Source organism: Cohnella phaseoli (assembly GCF_003386235.1).
Classification (GTDB): domain Bacteria; phylum Bacillota; class Bacilli; order Paenibacillales; family Paenibacillaceae; genus Cohnella; species Cohnella phaseoli.
The window spans coordinates 123781-144104 of sequence record NZ_QRDZ01000005.1 but is presented as its reverse complement, the minus strand read 5'-3'; the positions used below and the strand labels follow the sequence as shown (position 1 = coordinate 144104).

The 20324-nt window shown below is 50.5% G+C and carries 12 protein-coding genes; 3 read left to right on the top strand and 9 right to left on the bottom strand.

Annotated features, from left to right (window positions below; genetic code table 11):
• Positions 1 to 2 precede the first annotated feature (2 nt).
• Genes DFP98_RS08305 through DFP98_RS08290 form a run of 4 tightly spaced genes read right to left on the bottom strand, consistent with a single transcriptional unit; the run spans position 3 to position 7435 of the window.
• Positions 3 to 3278: a glycosyl hydrolase gene (locus DFP98_RS08305; RefSeq protein WP_181917566.1), complete on the bottom strand. Its 3276-nt coding sequence runs from the start codon at positions 3276 to 3278 to the stop codon at positions 3 to 5.
• Between the two features lie 16 nt (positions 3279 to 3294).
• Entirely contained in the window at positions 3295 to 5157 is a 1863-nt protein-coding gene (locus tag DFP98_RS08300; RefSeq protein WP_116060112.1) for a right-handed parallel beta-helix repeat-containing protein, read from the bottom strand.
• Positions 5158 to 5162: 5 nt separating this feature from the next.
• Entirely contained in the window at positions 5163 to 6515 is a 1353-nt protein-coding gene (locus tag DFP98_RS08295; RefSeq protein ID WP_116060111.1) for a carbohydrate ABC transporter permease, read from the bottom strand.
• Between the two features lie 17 nt (positions 6516 to 6532).
• Entirely contained in the window at positions 6533 to 7435 is a 903-nt protein-coding gene (locus DFP98_RS08290) for a carbohydrate ABC transporter permease (RefSeq protein ID WP_116060110.1), read from the bottom strand.
• A 283-nt stretch (positions 7436 to 7718) separates the two neighbouring features.
• On the opposite strand from DFP98_RS08290, the gene DFP98_RS08285 reads away from it, so the two are divergent.
• The 3 genes from DFP98_RS08285 to DFP98_RS08275 all read left to right on the top strand — a co-directional run bounded on the left by DFP98_RS08285 (position 7719) and on the right by DFP98_RS08275 (position 12706).
• Positions 7719 to 9098 carry an extracellular solute-binding protein gene (locus tag DFP98_RS08285; RefSeq protein ID WP_116060109.1) on the top strand — a complete coding sequence of 460 codons (1380 nt, stop codon included), beginning with the start codon at positions 7719 to 7721 and terminating at the stop codon, positions 9096 to 9098.
• Between the two features lie 105 nt (positions 9099 to 9203).
• The gene (locus DFP98_RS08280; protein ID WP_181917565.1) at positions 9204 to 11093 is read left to right on the top strand and encodes a cache domain-containing sensor histidine kinase; all 1890 of its coding nucleotides are present in this window, start codon (positions 9204 to 9206) and stop codon (positions 11091 to 11093) included.
• Positions 11094 to 11128: 35 nt separating this feature from the next.
• Complete coding sequence (locus DFP98_RS08275) at positions 11129 to 12706, top strand: response regulator (protein WP_116060107.1); 1578 nt, start codon at positions 11129 to 11131, stop codon at positions 12704 to 12706.
• A 193-nt stretch (positions 12707 to 12899) separates the two neighbouring features.
• Here the strand turns inward: DFP98_RS08275 and DFP98_RS08270 are convergent, their stop codons facing one another.
• The 5 genes from DFP98_RS08270 to DFP98_RS08250 all read right to left on the bottom strand — a co-directional run bounded on the left by DFP98_RS08270 (position 12900) and on the right by DFP98_RS08250 (position 20235).
• On the bottom strand, positions 12900 to 13349 hold the full coding sequence (locus DFP98_RS08270; RefSeq protein WP_116060106.1) for a hypothetical protein: 450 nt from the start codon (positions 13347 to 13349) through the stop codon (positions 12900 to 12902).
• 169 nt (positions 13350 to 13518) lie between these two features.
• Positions 13519 to 15951 carry an S-layer homology domain-containing protein gene (locus tag DFP98_RS08265; RefSeq protein ID WP_246016457.1) on the bottom strand — a complete coding sequence of 811 codons (2433 nt, stop codon included), beginning with the start codon at positions 15949 to 15951 and terminating at the stop codon, positions 13519 to 13521.
• Between the two features lie 656 nt (positions 15952 to 16607).
• Complete coding sequence (gene groL / locus DFP98_RS08260; RefSeq protein ID WP_116060105.1) at positions 16608 to 18245, bottom strand: chaperonin GroEL; 1638 nt, start codon at positions 18243 to 18245, stop codon at positions 16608 to 16610.
• Between the two features lie 31 nt (positions 18246 to 18276).
• Positions 18277 to 18561 (bottom strand): co-chaperone GroES, encoded by a 285-nt coding sequence (gene groES, locus DFP98_RS08255; protein ID WP_116060104.1) that lies wholly within the window; start codon positions 18559 to 18561, stop codon positions 18277 to 18279.
• Positions 18562 to 18963: 402 nt separating this feature from the next.
• Entirely contained in the window at positions 18964 to 20235 is a 1272-nt protein-coding gene (locus tag DFP98_RS08250) for a methyl-accepting chemotaxis protein (RefSeq protein WP_181917564.1), read from the bottom strand.
• Positions 20236 to 20324: the final 89 nt, after the last annotated feature.

Sequence of the window (20324 nt, the reverse complement as noted above, 5' to 3'; positions counted from 1 at the left end):
CATCAACGTTTTACCGGTTTGCTAACGTGCTCATCATAATCGAAATATTTACCTTCCAACAATCCGCTTAACGTATTCGTTACGATAATCTCTACAGTGTTTGTGCCAACGCGCAGCCATTCCGTATTCCCCGTCCAACGATAAGGCAACCAAGTTCGGACGCCCAGGGATTGCCCGTTCACCCTTATTTCTGCACAGTCATGAAAATGAGCGTCCCAGCCGCTAAAGATCAACTCAAAGCTCGATTCTTCCGGCAATGTCGACAGCTCAAACGTTCGTTTAAAGGATAAATCGCCGGCGTAATAAGGAAAACCTTTGCAGGGGCCGCCCCGTACAGGCTGCATGGATATCGAAGCAGGACCGAGAACAGGCCGCTGCTTATCGTCAAACAACACTTGGAAGGGCCCGGTTATATACAAGGCGTCGACCAGACCGTCTCCGTCTTGACGGATTTCGACTTCGACTTCAAGCAAATTGACGCCTGCTTGCAGATAATCGTTGATCTCATGGGAGATGTTTCTGTGATCATAAAGAAAATTCAGTTGGAAATCGCCCACATTCAGCAAATGCCCGTTCACTCTAATCGCAGCTTTGCCGGAAATTGCGCCTAGATCCATTAACAATTCACTGTTCTCCAGCAATTCTTCAACGATAAACTCGGTCTCGTAATGAGCCAACAGCGGGTAGTTCATGCACAGCTTCATCGGTGTGCCGAAGGTTTGCCGCAGGGTAACCGGCAAAGCGCCAACTTCTGACAAATCCGCGCATTGATCGATGAAGGTTTTTGCCTGCACAAGCGTTCCTTCCGTAAATGCTTTATTCGCCCCCTCCTTGCTGCTCATCGTCATCCTGAAGGTGTCAAACCGAACTGCATTAGAAGACAAAGGACACAGCTCCCACAGCGCTGACGCATCCATATTCAACTTATAATGGTCCACCTCCCCCTTGTCGTCTACCGGCAGAGCATCAAGCAATTCGCTGCGGGTAATCTCAATCAGCCTGGCACTGTAAGGCTCCATCTGCAAATCTATGCGGCATACATTTTCGAAGGAATCCCGATACATAAGATCGACAACATCGCCATCATCGAGAGACAGCTCTCGAAAAACGAATGGGTAATCTTCTCCTCCCCCCCATAATCGCGGATTCACCTGAAGCTGGACATCCCGAAGCGATTCTTCCTGGTTGCTTATGAAAACTAGAACCTTGTCCGCGGAAATACGTCTCGCCTGCATAAGCAGTCCCCATTCGCCACAAACAGGCAGCAATCGAACGAGTAACGGTTCAAGCTTATGTAGCTGTGCCGAGAACATCTCCATAACTTGTTCCAGCGCATCCTCCGCATAAAAAGGCAAATGATAGGCAGCACCATCCCCCTTGAACCAACTAAGCGGATCGTCCCGCCGCGGACTCCAAAATTTCGCTTCCCAGCTCCCCGGTACACCGAAGGCATGCTCGATCCCGGAACGATCAGCACCCTGATCTTCAATGGATTCATAAGGAAGCAGCCCCATGCTGATTACGGCTCCCCCTTGCTCCGCAAATTGCTTCAATTTCTCCCATGCGTTGTTTTCCAGGTTTGTCATCGGAGGCAGCACGAGCAGCGAATAGCATGCTTTACCCAGCTTGATTTTGCCGCACTCGACTTCCGCTTGCGCAAGCAATTCCGGATCCAGATGATCGAAATCTCTGCCATCCTTCGTCATCCGGTTGCAGATGCTCATCCACCAATGCTTTAAATGCTCCAACTGCGCTTTTTCCTCAGCAAGCTCGCCGCTATAAGAGAACCCGTTAAACGGATTGCCCAATCGCGTCCATAACGAGGTCACCGGCTCCAAAACCGCAGCCGAAATAACAGCTTCTCCGCTGCTCATCACATAGCTAATGCGGCCTACATAATCGCTAAGCTTGCGGTAATGCTTCCAATACGGGTTTTGCAAAAACTGTGAGGGCGGCGCATCATGCTGGACAAGCCCGTCTATCGTATAGAAAAAAGCGTGGAAATTGAACATGTTCGTTCCTTGCGCAGCCATGCGGTCAATCATCCAGCGAGCATCCTGTAAGGTCATCGACCAGCCCACGCTGTGAAAGCATTCAATCAAATTCCGATCCCGATTCAACTGTCTGGCCAAAGAACTGATCATTTTGGCATTGCTGCGAAAGTTATCCGCTTGCGCATTCAAAATCCAGTCCAGTGAACGACCAAGCTTCTCATGAGCGCTGTCGCCTGCCGGAATATGACTGAATAATTGAGTTGTATGCCGAACAGACGGTACTTCAGATACATATTGCAGCCCGTACCGCTCGCACCAATCATGAACCTGCTGATGATAAGATTCCCGCAGCAGCAGATGAACGGACTGATAGTAATCGTACCTGATCTTGACTCCTTCATTTGTATTAGGGTTAATCAGCGCATCCAGATGCTCCAACAAATCATATCCGCAGCGTTCCTTAAAATAGGCCGGCAGTTGGGGAGACCACGGAATATCGCCTAACAATCCGATTTCATCTGTAAACATCCCTTTTATTGTCGTCCCCAAGTATTCGCCCAAGTAAGCAACATATTTGTCATGAGTCAAACGAATAAAGGTTGCCATTGCTTCCTTGTTGCACGGGTCTACGAATGTTCCATAATATTTGAAATCATCCAATTCCTTTTCCTGTACGATTAACACCTCCCATTCTCCAGGAGGAACCTGCCAATCCAGCTTTTGAATCGTTCGATAAGTAAAAAAACGTTTTTGATTATAGGCCGTCAACCCGGCTTTTTGAAAAATCTGATCGGCCTGATAGTTTCCAATAAAAGAACGAATAGACATCGCCTGGTTCCATTGCGGCGTACCATCGGCTGTCACCGGCGCGGCTTTGGCATATAGAATTCGCGCCCAAGGCAGCTCCAACGACAGACGTTCGCCTCCTATAGCTCGATATGACGTGCGGGCTAATGTATAGTGCTTAGCCTCAGGATGCTCCAAAATCACTTCCCCGCCGGCAATGCCGCTTGGATACGGATACTCATCATATAACCAAACATGCATTCCGCATTCTTTAGCTGCCTCTACGGCAACTCGCACTTTTTGGAACCACGAATCCGATAAATAGGGAATTTTAAGCCCCTGTCTCGCACAAATGAAAAATCCGCCTAAGCCTTGCCTTGCCATTTCGTGGATTTGGTAGATGAGCTGCTCGTCCTCCAGTTCCCCGTTCCAAAACCAAAAAGGGTGGATGCGGTCATCCGCTGCAGGATTTTTGAATCTTTCCCTATCGAATAACATGGTGGTGCCCCCCTTGTTAATTGAAACCGACATTATCACGGATCGTGATATTCCGAGTCGTCGCCGGATCCCATGCGATCCCGCACTCTTGGCCGGCGATTGTGGACAAGCACTTATTGCCCGAAATTTCCACGCCGCTGGCATGAAGGAGATAAATCGTACCGCTATACTGTTCGCCGTAAACGGGCTTCTCCTGCTGGCTGGAGCCGTATGTAGGCGAATCCAGCGGGATCTGATTGGCGTTGACGATCGCGTTCCCGACAACCTGAACGTTCCGACAGGAAGACAAAAACATCGCCATTCGGGGACAATTCACGAATGTATTTCCTTCGATCCGGATGTTCTCAAAAATGGGATACGCGGTCCTTCCTCCGGGTAGATAGACTCCCATGTACAATACGGCCATCTGCCAGGCGTTCAGGTCGCAATTCCGGAACTGGTTGTTGCGGATCGTGACGTTGCGGACGCCGGTTCCCTCCGACCAACGGACCTCGCATCCCGTTTCGATCTGAATCGCGGCTCCCTGTATGTTGTCGAACACGTTATGTTCAACGATGCCGTCGGAACCGTGAATAAGCAGTCCGCGGGCCCGGTTGTTCGCGAAGCGGTTATTTCGGATGATAAAATGACGTGTAGCAAACCGCGTGTTAAACAGAATCGTATCTTCGACCAGCCCTTCCGGCAGTCTATCTTTGAACGTCAATTCGCAATTGCGAAGGCTCTCGTCGTAGCAGACTGCCATGAGCTCGGATTGGAAGCCCATCGGCGATAAGTCCGGATGACGAAGCTCAACCGTATCCCCCGTTTCGAACAAGACGGAGTCCTTGCTCACGCGGAACGCGATTAAGGAATTATCGTTGATTCGTTGCACGCCCATCGACGTATTGTCATGGATATTGATGCAATCGTCCCCGGCATAACCGAAATCGCAATTCTCGATGATGATAAACCCTTGCGAATTTCTGATATGGAAGCAATCGGCCGTTGTAGAGATTGCGCGATCCGTACCTGGCCGAACCGTAATTTTGGAATTCAGAACGTGCAAGTGACTAAGATTCCCGTTACCCACGATCCCGCTGCCCGGGCAAGAATATAACGTGACATCGTTTATCGTCGTATGCCGACTATCTTCAAGCATTAGGGCAACCGTATCGTATTCGTAGTGCCGTAAATGATAGACCTGCCCCGTCTTCAGCCTCTTCGCCGTCCAGGCAGGGTCCATTGCGTAGAAGCGCATCGTCGACGATCCGACTTTCTCCATACCTAGAATGACGTTCGAAAGTTCCCTCACCATCGTCTCCATCCGGGCATCGGTTTCTCCATTTTCTTTCGTTGGAGGCAGCTCTTTCCTATAAGGGCGGAATTCGATCCCCCCCTGGCTTCCCGGCGTGTAGCGAAGGGGGTCGAACGGACCGACAATTCGGATTGGCCATTGCTCCGGGATGTTCTCGTACGACGGAAAAGACATCTCGAACCAAGCGCCTCGGGAATCAAGAGCAGTGACCACACCTACGCTGGACAGCGGCGCGACATCCCAATTCCAATCCAGAATCAGGTCGGTAATATGAATGCGCCGGCCGTTCCGGATGCGGAGATAAGACTTGGGTCGGCCGAACAGCAGCTCCGATCCGTTTCCTTCGATCGTGAAGTCTTCGAATCCGTCCAAATCGAGATACGCACCCGTCTGCGGATCATTATGAAAGTAGTAGGTGCCTTGGGGAATCACGAGATGGGAGGCGCCGCACTGCCGACAGAATTCGATCGCCTTCCGGAACGGTTCTCCGTTGCAGGCTCCCCTGTCCGCGATAGCGCCGAAGTCGCAAACATTGACTTTAAGCGCGAGCTGCGCGGACGGTCGTTCAATTGCGAAATGCTTCACCTGTCTCACCCTTTCACACCGGAAGCCGCAAAGCTCTGTTTTAATTGCTTCGAGCTGAAGGCCGTCAGAAGAATGACCGGAATAATCATAATGACGGAAAGCCCCATGATGAAGTTCTGCTTCGTACTGCCGTTCGACGACAAATTATATAGAGCCACGTTAAGCGTCCAAAGGTTCTGCTTTTCCGTCACCATCCATGCCCAGAAGAAGTCGTTCCAGTTGCCGATGAACGTTTGCAGAACAATCAGCGACAGGATCGGCTTCGAGAGGGGCATACAGATCTTGGCGTAAAGGTACAGGTTCGAGGCGCCATCCATGCGGGCCGCTTCGAAATAATCGCCCGGAATCCGGTCGAAGAAGCCCTTGAACAAGTACACGAAGAAGCCGAAAGGATATAGAAAAGGAAGCAAAAGCGCCGCATAATTGTTATAAAAGCCCATTTCCTTGTACATGACCAGTTGAGGAAGCATAATAGAAGCAAATGGAATCCTCATTGCGCCAAGGAAGTAGAGAAGAACCGCGTTCCCGGCTTTGCGGCCGATTAGGCGCGAGATGACGAATGCGGTCAGCGAGCATAGCACGGCCTGCGTCAGAATTGCCCACCCGATGACGAGCAAGGTGTTGAACCAGAACGCCATGAAGCTGTACCGGGCGATGATGTGGTTATTCGCGTAAACGTAAGAAGGAAGCTGGAAGTAGTAGCGGTAGCTTTCGAGAAGCAGGGCGTTCTTGGTTGTCACGTCGCTCCCGACGTACGCTCCTTCGGTTTTATAGGTATCGGCGAACATGGACAATAACCGGGAATCATATTTGCTACCCGATTTCGGCAGATCGGGATTTCTACTTAGGCCTGCCGGATCGAATTCGTACCCGATCGCTTCGTTTGCCTTCACGTAACGGTCGCCATACAGGAGAACCTCTTTTTTGACAGCAGAGCCCTGGTATACGCCGAAATCGCGCTGAAGCTCCAATTTCATCTTGTGGGCACGAGAGTAAAACACCGTCTTCCCGTCCCGGACGCCGTAAGTTTTGATCTCGAACAGAGAATCCCTCGGGTACTCGGAGAGGGTGGAAAACATCGCGAGTATGTTGTCCCGTTTCATCTTATCCAGCAATTGCTCTTCACCGACCGTCCCTAGCCCCGAATAGTCGAGGACGATGGACAAGCTACGGGCCGCTTCCGGCATCACTTTGGGAGGTACGTCATAGATTTTGACATTGTCCTTGGCGGAATTGCTGACGGTATAGAAAAACGGATACATGAGCAGTAAGGCAAACAGCGCCGTGAATATGTAAGCGGTAATTTTCAGCGTCCGGTCGGACGCCGAAAGCTTTAACCTGCCGGATTTCCTAAACATTTTGTGTGTACCCCTTCCTAATCCCGTCTCGATCGGTCCATTTTCATTTGAATGGCAGACATCATAGCGATCACGAAGAGCAAGACGATCGAAGCCGCCGAGCCTCGTCCATAGTTAAAATCCTGTTGAAACGTATTGTAGATATAAATCCCCATCGTCGTGGAAGCGCCGCCCGGACCGCCTGAAGTATACATATACGGGGTATCCAGCAATTGCATGGTCATGATTACGGCCATCACCAACTGAATGAAAATGAGAAAGCGGATATTCGGCAGAATAATATAGCGGCTTCGCTTCCAACCCACACAGCCATCGAGCTGCGACGATTCGACGATGTCCGACGAAATGCCCTGGATGGCCGAAAGATACAGCAGCACGGACAGACCGCCGCCCAGAACGCCCGGGAAGATGATACAGAACTTTGTGAATGAGGGGTCGCTTAGCCACGCTTGCGGCTGGCCCCCGAAGAAGAGGAGGATTCGGTTCGCCACTCCGTAATCCGGATGCCAGATCCATTTCCAGATGACCATGTTGACGGCTGACGGAATGAGGGCCGGAACAATGTACAAAGTCGTGAACACATGGCGCCACCGGATCAATTCGTTAAGAAATAACGCTTGAAGGATCGGAATAAGAAAAGTCATGATTAAGGTAAGGAATAGAAAAACGAACGTATTGTTCCACGCATCCCAGTAATATTGAGTGGAGAACATGCGAGCGTAGTTGTCGAATCCGACGAATGGACCGGGTGCGTGGATCGGATCGTAATCGAACAAGGACATATAGAAAGCTTTCAAGATCAAATAATATTTGAGCCATGCCGTCAGCAGGATCGGTGGAGCGAGCAGCAGCCAGGGCGCCAGCTTTCTTCTTAGGCTATATCCGCCGGCGTTCATGCCTGCATGCAACAATCGATTCATGAAATACCCTCCATTGCGTTCTGTGTATCCAAAGACTATCAGGTTCGAATAGGAGGATAAACCGTACGATCTTGACATTGTGGGGATACAAATTCAACTTTTTAAACCGCTTACAAATCTGAGGGTGTCGGAACTTTCCCTGAGGTAAGCGCTATCAATTGTTGAAATTGTAGACCTACACCCTTGATTTTGTGACCAACGCGCAACTCGAGATTCCGATATAATTCAAATCGAACATCACAACTTCGGTATGGATGCTCAAATAACGAGGAGGTCTATCGAAATGACAAAAAGAAAAGCGGTAAGCGTCATGCTGGCAGCCATGCTAGCAATCTCTGTAATCAGCGGCTGCGGGGGAAGCAAATCTAATAACGCCGCGAAAGAAAGCAGTTCCCCCAGCGGCTCGCCTTCAACTTCCCCCTCTCCCTCATCCGCCAAGAAGGATCCCGTAACGCTTACCCTCTGGGTAACCAGTCGGGAGAAGGACGACATTGGGGAACAGTTGGAAAAAGAATTTCTGGATAAAAACCCTCATATTACTTTGAACAAAGTCGTGAAGGAAGGCGACGCAGGCAACGTATTTTATCAGGCCGTCGCCGCAGGCAACGCACCGGATTTGGTAGATGTCTCGTTCACCATGATGAACAAGTATATGAAAGCGGGCATTCTTGAGCCCCTTAACCCCTATCTCGACCAGTGGGACGAATGGAGCAACTACACCCAAGAGTACGTAGACATGTTCACGAAGGACGGCAACGTTTTAGGCTTGCCGTATTCCGTAGCGCCTATGCTGTTCGGCTATAACAAAGCGCTTTTTGCCAAAGCGGGCATTACGGACCTGCCCAAAACGTGGGAAGACGCGATCGAGATCGCCAAGAAAATCAATGATCCCACCAGCCAGGTTGCCGGATACGCCACATTGTCCGCAGAATGGACGGAATGGTTTTTCCAATATTACGCCTGGCAAGCCGGCGGCGACCTGACGAAGATGAATCCCGACGGGACAATCGAATTGACGTTCACCGATCCTGCCGTCATTCAAGCAGCCGAATTCTACAAGAAATTGCGTTCCGCGAAAGTCATGCAGTCGGATTTGACGCTAAAGTTCAATGATTTAATAGAGAAATTCGCACAAGGTAAAATCGGGATGATGCCGTTCGCAGGCGATTGGGTAACTAAAGCGGTTTCCCTCGGCATGAAACCGGAAGACATCGGACTTATGCTGCCGCCTGCAGGTCCGTCCGGCTCTCGGGCAACAGCCATCGCCGGATCAGCATCCGTAATTAACGCCAAAACCTCGCAAGAGAAAAAGGATGCCGCCTGGGAATACATCAAGTTCTATAATTCCAAACAAGTTAAAACGAGAATTTTAGAGGATAAGGCCAGTAAGGGCGGGGGAAATCCTGTCGTGTCCGTCCGCGGCGACATCAAAATCACCGATTACTTCAAATTTCCCGAGGAATACACCGCCGTGCTGGATGAGGTCAAAACAGCCGGAAGGCTGGAATTCTACGGCAAAGCGGAATTCGGAATTTACGTAGACCGCGCAGTTCAGAAAATCCTGACCGATCCGAATGCCGATCCCGCCAAGGAATTCGAAGCCGCGCAGAAGTTGGCAACTTCTGAAGCGCTCGACAGCTTTAATAGCAAAGCCAAAGAGTAAGCATAAGTAACGCATAAAGAGAACTGTAACACGCAGTTCTCTTTATGCGTTACTCATTTGATGTTACATTATGATAAATGTGTGTGGACGGCAGGTGGCTACTTTATGATCAAGACGTTACGCAACCTCTTCGTGCGCTTATCGAATGCGGCGATTCGGTTGCTGAGGAAAATCAATATCTTTCAAAGACTGATCGTAGCCTTCATGCTGCTGGTGCTCGTACCTACCGTTTTTATTACGCTGTTTACTTACAGCAAATATGTGAACGAAATCGAGAAGAATATGGAGAGTTTCATATCCCTGCTCGTGCAGAATGTGAACGTGCAAATTCTAGACAAATTCTCCTCTATTGAACGGTTAGCCGTTCAATTTTACGCGGATTCCGATGCCATCAACGACCTCGAAAATAATGCCGCTATGTCCGGGCATAACGACGAATTCGTTCACAATGGAACGATTATAGGACGTAAGCTGCAAGAGATTGCCATTCATAACGAATACATCGTCAATATGCAAGTGGTGACCCCGGAGGACCAGTACTTCATGCAGGACGAATACGGATACCGAAGAGGCGGTTACATCCGAAACCTGGACCAATTTCGAACCAGTGAATACTACCAGGCAGCCATCGAACAGCATGGGTATCCGGTCTGGTTCGATACCAGCAAAACTTCCGACTTCTTCTACAAAAGCCAGACCGCCATGTTCGGAATGTCCGATATTATGACCATGACCCAAGCGATCTACAATACGGAAACCCGCAAATTCCTCGGCGTTCTTGTGATTAACCTACAGATCGAGTACTTGACGGAATCGCTGCGATCCTATGCCTTCTATGGAAGCGGCAATACGTTTCTGTTCGGTAAGGACGGCGTCATTATGGGAATTAATTCGGATTTGTCCGCCCCCTATCTGTCCCAACTGCCCAGCATCAACCAAGTACTCGAACGCGGACGGGAAGGAAGCTACAGCGGGAGACTTGATCGCACCAACGTTTTCCTGGTTTACAAGCAAGTGCCGTATACGGACCTTTCGGTCGTACACATCGTGAACAAAGACAAGCTGCTGAATAATGCCTATCAAATTCGCAATCTGTGTTTAACGCTCGTAGGGGTTCTGATTTTCGTCTCGTTATTGGTCTTGTATTGGACAACCATCAGCATTTCCAAGCCGTTGCATAAGCTAATGAAATCCATGAGGGCGTTTACGAAAGACCGCTTTACCGTGAATTATTCCCCTTCCGGACGCGATGAAGTTACCGTGCTCGGGGAGCAATTCGTCGAGATGGCGGCGAACACCAAACAGTTGATCGATCAGATTTATATTGCGGAGATCAAAGAGAAATCGTTGGAGCTAAGCAAGTCTCTGGCGGAATTGAACGCGCTTCAGATGCAGATTAATCCGCACTTTCTATACAACACGCTGGACATTATCCGCTGGGAAGCCATGTATGAGGCCGGAGGAGAAAGCACGGTCAGCAGGATGATCGAGGATTTCTGCCGGCTGATGCGGATGACGATCAAGACAGACGAGGATATGGTTTCAGTTCTTAGCGAGCTGAATCATGCCGAGACCTATATCGGCGTTATGAATTTCCGACATCAGGACCAAATTTCGATTCACGTTCAAATGGCCTTCGATCCCGCCGCCTATCGGATTCCCAAGTTCACGCTACAGCCGCTGATGGAGAATGCTATCCTGCATGCGTTCGATGAAAATATAGAGAAGGCAGCCATCCGGATCACTGGCAGCTTGCACGGTACCGACCTCCTGATCCGGGTCGAAGATAACGGCAAAGGAATGAATATTGCTACATTGGACAATGTCCGACGGACGTTAGTACGCGGCGGGCCGGCCAAGAAAGGAATTGCTCTTGATAATGTCAACCAACGACTAAAGCTTTCCTTCGGAGAAGGGTACGGTTTGTCTATTGACAGCAGCCCGTCGGAAGGAACCGAGATTTCCATCAGGATTCCCGGCAGAACGATCGGATAAGGAAAGTAACCAGTAAACGGAGGAGTGGAATCTGCATGTATTATCAAGTCCTTCTGGTGGATGACGAGGAGATTGTATGCAACGGCCTGCGCCGGTTTCTGGATTGGGAGTCGTGCGGATATCAAGTTACCGATGTTGCGCATTCCGTCGATCAGGCACTCTCGTGCCTGGAGCAGCGTCCAATTGATCTAGTTATCACCGATATTCGGATGCCTGTTCGAAACGGCCTTCAGCTGCTTGAAGCGATTCAGGAAGACTATCCGGATATCCGCACGATCGTCTTAAGCGGATACGGGGAATTCGAATATGCCCAGAAGGCGCTTCGCCTCGGAGCGTCCGATTTTCTTACGAAACCCGTGAATTTCGGGGAACTGAAGCATCTGCTGGCATCCGTCCGCTCCAAGTTGGAGGCGGAACGAATCGAAGTTTTCGAACGGCAGGAATACAGACAAATGAAATTCAACCTCCTATTGAACAATTTGGCTAAAGGATATGCGGACGGTTATACCGGTAAGGATGCGCAGGTTTTGGAGCCCTATTTATCTTATCGAAACTATTATTTGATCCGGCTGCGATTCCTGGCGCCATCCAGCCGGCAAGATGGAATTGCGGCCTTCAAATCCTACTGGTCATATGAAACGCAAGATTTCTCCAAGCACGATGGAACGGTCTTCCCGTTCAACAATGAGCTTAACGAGTTTGCTTTTCTGTATTTCCCCACAGAGGAATCTCCGAAAGCTGTCCCGTTCATCGAAACCTTGCAGTCGCAGCTCGATCGTTTTCAGGCCGAGGGAATGATTGGTCTCAGCGATATTCATAACGGAGCAAGTTATGTACAAGCAGCCTACAAAGAAGCCGGCAAGACGCTGCAATCTCTCTATATCTATGGCAAAAGACGCGCTGCGATGTACCAGGAAATCAAGGCCCTTCCATTCTTCGAAAGACAATTGGATGAGTCGTTCGGTATGGATTTGCTGCGTATGTTGTCTTCCCCGCAACAACTCGGCAGTCTGGCCGCGTACATTTTGTGCAGAATCGACGCCATAGCCGGACAAGAGGAACTGAGCGTCGCAGAGGTTCAAGCCTTCTGCATCCAAGTCATGCTGATGCTTAATCAGCACTTGCAGAGCTTTCGCGAGTCCAAGCTCATAACCGATGAGCACTTACATCCGCCCATTCGAGACTTGTTGCTCGCATCTCACCTATCCGGCATCAAGGAATCCATGTCTGATTGGTTAGAACGGCTGGCTGCGGAAATCGCCAAGAACGGGAACGATTCGGAATCCGGCAATGTAATCGCTAACGTGAAGCGGTATATACAAGAGCATTATGCGGAGAATATTACGCTCAATTCGCTTTCGAGCGTATTTTACCTCCATCCGATTTACTTGAGTCGACTATTTAAAGAAAAAACCGGCGTGAATTTTGTCGAATACGTCACCGAAGTCCGGATGAATATAGCGAAGGAGCTTCTCCTTAATCCGAGGATAAAGGTGTATGATATCTGCCAAATGGTCGGCTATGAAAGTCCGCGGTATTTTACCAAGCTGTTCAAAAATGCAACCGGTATAACGCCAAAAAGCTATCGTGAGGCCGGTAATGCGCGCAACTGAGGGGACCCCGTAGGGTCCCCATCGGTCTCGATGTGTTGATATGGTTTTTTTGAGTCTTTTCTTGTGTATACAATCCGATTTTCTTCAGAAATCAGTCTTATATATCCAAGTGAATATGATGTGTGTGTATGCCGGGCGCACACTAAATAAACTGATACCAGTTGAATACCGGTATCAGTTTATAGCATGGGGATTATTTCTTGCCCATACGCTTGGCCGCGCGACGCTTTCTGGCGGCGCGAATCTTTCTGAGAACCTCTGCAAGGTCTGTGCCCGAATCCTGAATGGCTGCGATTTCCGCATCGGACAGGGCAAGCGAGGATACAACGAGCGATGAAGCCTGATTATCGAAATTCAAAGTCGATAGGTCCGGAATGTTCGCAGTGGGATTAAACTTAACGAAGTCACCTGAGTATCCGGTGCCTTCGAATAAAACGACAGTCCCCGTCAAACCTGCACCGGTAGTGAATCTGAGACTCTCAATGGTATTGTTCAGACCGACTGACGACAAATTTCTAATTCCGAGACTTCCCCGAAATCTTCTGACTGTGCCCGTAAAATTAGTCCCTGAAAACAACTGCAAAAAGGGATTTACCGCCTTAGTACCTACTCTCTTCGGAACTGGCTTTTTCCTGTTAATCAATCGAACTCCTCCTCTAATTGAGAGATAGTTCAATCTATGAAAGGAGGATCGATACGGTTTGTCCATTTGACCAAAACTACGTCTATTTTTAAGTCCCTGTCCGGGAATTATTCAGGTATTTGTTTCGAAGGCGAAATCGAAGGCGCCCGACTAGGTGCCTTCGATCTGCCTACTCCACAAGCGAATCTAATAACGTCTTCAACTGTGGATTAAGCTCCAGCACATTCAAGATGATCTGCAACGCTTCTGCACGCGTGGCATTGCTCTTGGGGTCGAATCTTCCATACCCTTTACCGCTAACGATACCCGCCTGCGCTACTGCTATGATCCCGCTAGCTGCATAAGCACCATTCAGATCATTGAAATTTCCTTTTGTTGTATCTTTCGCCACGTTATTGAGGTCTACGATACGGGACAGCATGATGACCATTTCTTCACGTGTAATCGTTTGATCCGGTTTGAACGTACCGTCCGCGTAGCCATTGATTACCCCTGCAGCTACAAGCCTCTCAATCGCTTCTTTTGCCCAGTTACCACCAATGTCATTCAATACAACACTCGTAATACTGCCACCTTGGATAAGGAACGCGCGATTCAGAATCGCTGCAAACTCAGCGCGTGTGATCGGACTGTTCGGCCTAACCGTACCATCTTCGTAGCCTTTAATCAGTTGCAATTTGATGAAAACATCGATCGTCTTTTCAGCCCAGTGCCCCTGTGCGTCAGCAAAATCAACAGTAGCGTTTGCTTCCTTCGCTTCCGCTACTTTCGATTCGATCGTCTTTACTAAATTGGCTTCATTAACAATGCTACTGTTAAATACATCAACCGTAGGCTCTGGAGTAGCAGGCGTCGGTGCCGGATCAGGTGTTGAAGTAGGTGTCGATGGCGTCGATGTATTACTGCTGCCGGACGGCCTTTTCGGGGTCACGGAATTAGAGCCGTCGGAAGCCGCGCTGCTGCCTGCGCTATTGACCGCTTGCACCGTAAACGTATACGTAACTCCGTTAGATAGCCCTGTTACCGTGATCGGGCTCCCCGTCCCTGTTGCAGTTATCGTTCCCGGCATAGCCGTAACCTTGTAGGAAGTAATGATGCTTCCACCATTTGGCGGGGCAGTGAAGCTTACCGTAGCTTGTCCATTGCCGGCTGTCGCAGTTACACCGGTTGGAGCCGATGGAACTGTACCTGGCGTTGCACTTGCCTCATTGGACGCAGCACTGTCTCCTCCAGGGTTTATCGCTTTGATGACAAAATAGTAAGCGGTGCCGTTCGCCAATCCTGTTACGTCATAGCCATATACCGAGTCGCTTACCGTCACTTCCTCGGTTCCATACGCGCCCGGGGTCGTGCTTTTGAATATTTTGTACCCCGTGGAACCGATCACCGGATCCCACGTCAGGCTGATTCTGGCATCTCCCGATATAGCAGGGCCCAGTATCGGTGCTCCTGGCGCTGCAACCTGCGGCGTTGCGCTCTTCTCGTTTGATTCGCTGTCTCCGACCTCGTTCTCGGCTGTCACCTTGAAGTAGTAGGTCACGCCATTCGTCAATCCCGACCACTCGTACTCGTATACGTTAGCCGCCACTGTGCGTTCTTCCGCTCCGGCATAGTTGCCTGCTGTCTCGCTTTTGTATACTTTGTAAAAGGTCGCACCGCTTGAAGGCGTCCAGGTCAACGTAACTTTGGCGTCGGATCCCGAAGCTCCAAGAAGCTCGAGGGTACCCGGCACGTTCTTCACAGTGAGCTGCGCAGTATCCGATATGTAGGATTGCCCGCCGGCGGCAAAGACTATGACCCGATACTGGCGTCCCGACATATCGTCAGTTACCGCCGACAGATTCAACGCCGCTCCGTTCTGACCCGCCATGCTCGTGAAGCCTTCCCCCGTATCTTCCTGCCATTGATAGGTAAGATTCCCGCCTGTCGCCGTTACGCCGAAGCTTGCGCTGTCGCCTTCTTTGGCGAGTTTGTTCTGCGGATGGCCGGTAATCGACAGACGCTGGTACACAGTCTGCGTCACCGTAAAGGTTGCTCCCGCTGCCATCTTGTTGGCTGATACGGTGACCGTCGCCGTATACGTGCCTGGGGTAAGGCCATCTTTTGCTTTGACGGTGAAGGAAGCGGCATCCCCTACGTTATTCAACATATTCGGCTGCGGCTGCGTCAAGACGAAATCGTTCGCGTTCGCGCCGCTGAGCTGCGCTTGCACATTGGCCAGATCGCCGCTGCCGGAACGTATCGCGTCCATCTGTCTTGTTTCCTGAGAACCGGCATCATACCCTTCGATCAGCGGACTCAACGTCTGGTTGGCAATCGGCGCTACCGTATAACCTAGAACCGTGATCGTTTTGTCGAACGTATCATAGCTCGTCGAAACGCTGCCATTCACCTTATACACCGTGTCTTCCCGGTTTATGGTAATGTGGTATACGCCTTGATCGGCATCTTCCTCTATTTTCAAGTTTATATCGCGGAAATAGAGTTCCTGATTGCCGTCTTGAACCCAATCTTGTCCCCAGCCTAAGAAGGAAAAGGCGGTGCCCAATCCTTCAAGGTCTACAGAAGGATTGGTTTCCCACGCTTCACTCACCGTGTTCATGTCTATATAAAGCTTGACCGTGATCGTATCTCCGGGGCTCCCCGTGATATCGCTGACGAAGCCTATCTTTCCCCTGCCAGCCGCTTCACTGACAGGTACTCCGGCCGTGAAAGCCAGGCAAACAACTAAAATGGAAACTATGATGCTTCTGATCTGTCTCAACAGCTTCTCCTCCATTATGATTAGGCGTTCACTCCTAGAGCGAGACCGCACAAATTGCGATCACTTTTAACACCATTCTACACCGCTGTTCCTAATAGGGAGCCTCATAAGTGAATGCTTTTGCATTCGTAGCATCTCACGAAAAGGTGATACTAAATACCCTAGTGATTCTATCTTAGCATGCTTGATTCACCTACTTGTGAAATGTAAAGAAAACTTTAAGTTCGAGCTTGCAACGCAGTAAAGACACGTACTGTTTTCATTCGAGGCGCTTGGCAATGTCGATTTTTTTGACTCCTTGTTCTCTGCCTCACTTTTGACAAGAAGCTTAACCAAATGCTTGATGAACTACGCAACGCATAATAAAAAAAGCTTCTCACAAAGTTCGACTGAACTCGTGAGAAGCCTTTTTTAATTCACGTGGTCAAAATGTAATCAAACAGCGTTCTCCCGAAGAGGAGGAACCCCTGATGCTATAGGCTTTACAGCCTATATTACATCATGCCGCCCATGCCGCCCATACCGCCCATGTCAGGCATGCCGCCGGCAGGAGCTTTGTCTTTCTCTGGCTTGTCGGCGATAACCGCTTCGGTTGTCAGGAAGACGGATGCTACGGATGCCGCGTTTTGCAGAGCGGAACGCGTTACTTTCACCGGATCGATGATGCCGGCTTCGAACATGTTCACCCACTCGCCGTTAGCAGCGTTGTAGCCAGTGCCTACAGGCTCTTTTTTCAGACGCTCAACGATAACGGAGCCTTCTTGGCCTGCGTTAGCAGCGATCGTGCGAATTGGCTCTTCCAGAGCGCGCAGGATGATGTTAACGCCCGTTTTCTCGTCGCCGTCCGCTTGAACGGAAGCAACCGCTTCGTAAACGTTAACCAGCGCCGTGCCGCCGCCGGATACGATGCCTTCTTCAACAGCAGCGCGAGTTGCGTTCAGAGCGTCTTCGATGCGCAGTTTGCGCTCTTTCAGCTCAGTCTCGGTAGCTGCGCCTACTTTGATAACCGCAACGCCGCCGGCCAATTTAGCCAGACGCTCTTGCAGCTTCTCGCGGTCGAAGTCGGAAGTCGTGTCTTCGATTTGCGCTTTGATTTGGTTTACGCGAGCCTCGATGTCGGCCTTCTCGCCAGCGCCGTCAACGACGATCGTGTTTTCTTTGTTTACGCGCACTTGACGAGCCGTACCCAACTGTTGCAGGGAAGTGGACTTCAGCTCAAGGCCGAGCTCTTCCGTGATCACTTGGCCGCCCGTAAGAGCCGCGATGTCTTGCAGCATCGCTTTGCGGCGATCGCCGAAGCCTGGAGCTTTAACGCCAACGCAAGTGAACGTGCCGCGCAGACGGTTAACAACCAGCGTGGACAACGCTTCGCCTTCGATATCTTCAGCGATGATCAGCAATTGCTTGCCGGATTGAACGACTTTCTCCAGCACAGGCAAGATTTCTTGAATGTTGGAGATTTTCTTGTCCGTGATCAGGATCAGCGGGTTCTCGAGCACAGCTTCCATTTTGTCCGTATCCGTGATCATGTACGGAGTGATGTAGCCGCGGTCGAACTGCATACCTTCAACCACTTCAAGATCGGTGTTGAAGCCTTTGGATTCTTCAACCGTAATAACGCCGTCTTTGCCGACCTTCTCCATTGCGTCTGCGATCAGTTCGCCGACTTCTTCGTCAGCAGCGGAGATCGCTGCGACTTGGGAGATGTTGCTGCGGCCTTCGACCGGCTTGGAGATTTCTTTCAGTCTTTCAACTGCCGCTCTAACCGCTTTGTCGATCCCTTTGCGGATAACCATCGGGTTAGCGCCTGCAGTAACGTTTTTCAAGCCTTCGCGAATCATCGCTTGAGCCAGAACGGTTGCCGTTGTCGTACCGTCGCCCGCGATATCGTTCGTTTTCGTTGCAACTTCTTTAACGAGCTGTGCGCCCATGTTTTCGAAGGCGTCTTCCAGCTCGATTTCTTTAGCGATCGTAACGCCGTCGTTCGTGATCAGCGGAGAGCCGAACTTCTTCTCCAGAACGACGTTGCGGCCTTTCGGTCCGAGCGTGACTTTAACTACGTTCGCCAATGTATCCACACCGCGAAGCATCGCGCGGCGAGCGTCTTCACTGAAACGAATTTCTTTAGCCATCTTTTAATAACCTCCTTGAGTATTCTAAGTATTAGCCGACGATCGCGTGGATGTCGCTTTCCTTCATAATCAAATACTCTTTGCCTTCGTATTTGATTTCCGTGCCCGCATATTTAGAGAACAATACACGATCGCCCGCCTTCACTTCCAGCGCAACCCGCTCGCCATCTTTGGTCAAAGATCCGATGCCTACCGCAACAATCGTTCCTTCTTGCGGCTTCTCCTTAGCCGTATCCGGCAATACGATGCCGCTAACCGTTTTCTCTTCCTTGGCGTTCGGTTCCACGAGAACGCGGTCCCCTAGAGGTTTAATCATGTAAGTAGCCTCCTTCTAAATTTTGCTTTTTTGGATTTGAAACTATTTTGTTAGCACTCAATTGTCTCAAGTGCTAATAACCATTTTCTATGATACGGAATTTAAAGACGCTTTTCAAGTCCTTTTACGTTAAACCTGCACAAAAAAATGGGGCTGTCCTATAAGCACATCGAGTTGCTGTAAAAGATAATCGATGATAAAGCGGCAAGGGGTATGTACCTCCCTCCGATGCTATACGCTCTTGAAATCTGAATGGGTTAACCCGTTACAATGTGATTTCAAGAGCGTATGAGGCAATCTCCGGGAGGTACATACCCCTTACTTTATTTATCGATTATTTTAAGCAACTCTGCTTATGGGACAGCCCCATCTATTATTGCGACTGACACGCAAACCGGCTAATTACGCCTTGAAATTGCCGACCAAGCCTTTCAGGCGGGATGCCATCGAGCTCAGGTTATCGGCCGTTCGCGCCATCTCGTCGGTCGAAGACAGCTGCTCCTCCGTCATCGCGGATACTTGCTCCGTGAAGGAAGCCGTCTCCTCAGTAATCCGGGAGATATCCTGAATGGAACGAACGACGTTGGAGCCGCCGGCGGACATCTGCTCCACGGAAGCTGCGACCTCCGTAATGTTGGAGCTGAGCTGTCCGACATGGTCTACAATGTCGCGGAACGTCTCTTCCGCGTTCTGCATCCCTTCCACAGCCGCGAACACCTGGCCCGCGCTCTGCTCGAACATCGTAGCGACTTGCACGATGTCGCCCGACATCGTTCCGATTGTATCGCCGATCTGCACGGCAGATTGCTGGGTCTGGTCCGCAAGCTTGCGGATTTCGCTCGCAACGACCGCAAAGCCCCGTCCGTGCTCCCCGGCGCGCGCAGCCTCGATCGCGGCGTTAAGCGCCAGCAGGTTCGTCTGATTGGCGACTTCGGAAATATAGCCGATAACCTCGCGAACCTGCTCCGATTTATGGTTCAGCCCTCTGACGACCTCCTGCAGCGAACGGAACGCCTTGCCCACTTGATCGATCTCCGTAGAGGTCGACTGCAGCAGCTCGGAGCCTGCGGCGGCACGCTTAACGGTCGTCTGCGCGGCATCGGAGACTGTGGTAGTCGTCCCTGCCACCTGGTTCAGACCGTCCAACGTCTCCTGCATCGTTGCGGAAATTTCCTGCGTCTGCGCGACCTGCGTCTCCGATCCGGAAGCTACTCGCTCCACGGCTTTGGACACCTCGCTGCTGACACGCGCGTTCTCTTCCGTGCCTTGCTTGAGCAAAATGGCCGAAGCCGCCAGCTCCGCCGTGCTGTCCTTCAGTTCCTTCATCATCTTCTGAAGGCCGTCCAGCATCTGGTTCGCGGCGTTCGCCAAATCTCCCATCTCATCGGTGGACTGAATATGTATGCGCCTCGTCAAATCCCCGCCCGAAGAAGCAATGTTCCTGAGCGTTGCCGTCACGTTGCCGATTGCGGCCGTAAGGTTGCCGGTCAGCCATTTCAGGCCCCAGCCTCCCGCAACGATGATCAACAAGAAAATGACGATAATCATGATGAACGTGCCCGAATGGCTCGTCAAATCCGTTCCCGCCAGCAGCAGCATGAATCCGGCCGCCAGAAGAACTACCATTGCAGCATAGCCAATCGTTAATTTTCGTCCCAAAGTCATATCCCGCATTCTTGTCCCTCCCGACATTCTAACCATGTAAGCACTTACTTGAAACAGTGTATCATAATTACTCCGTTTGGAATATCGAAAAATGACAC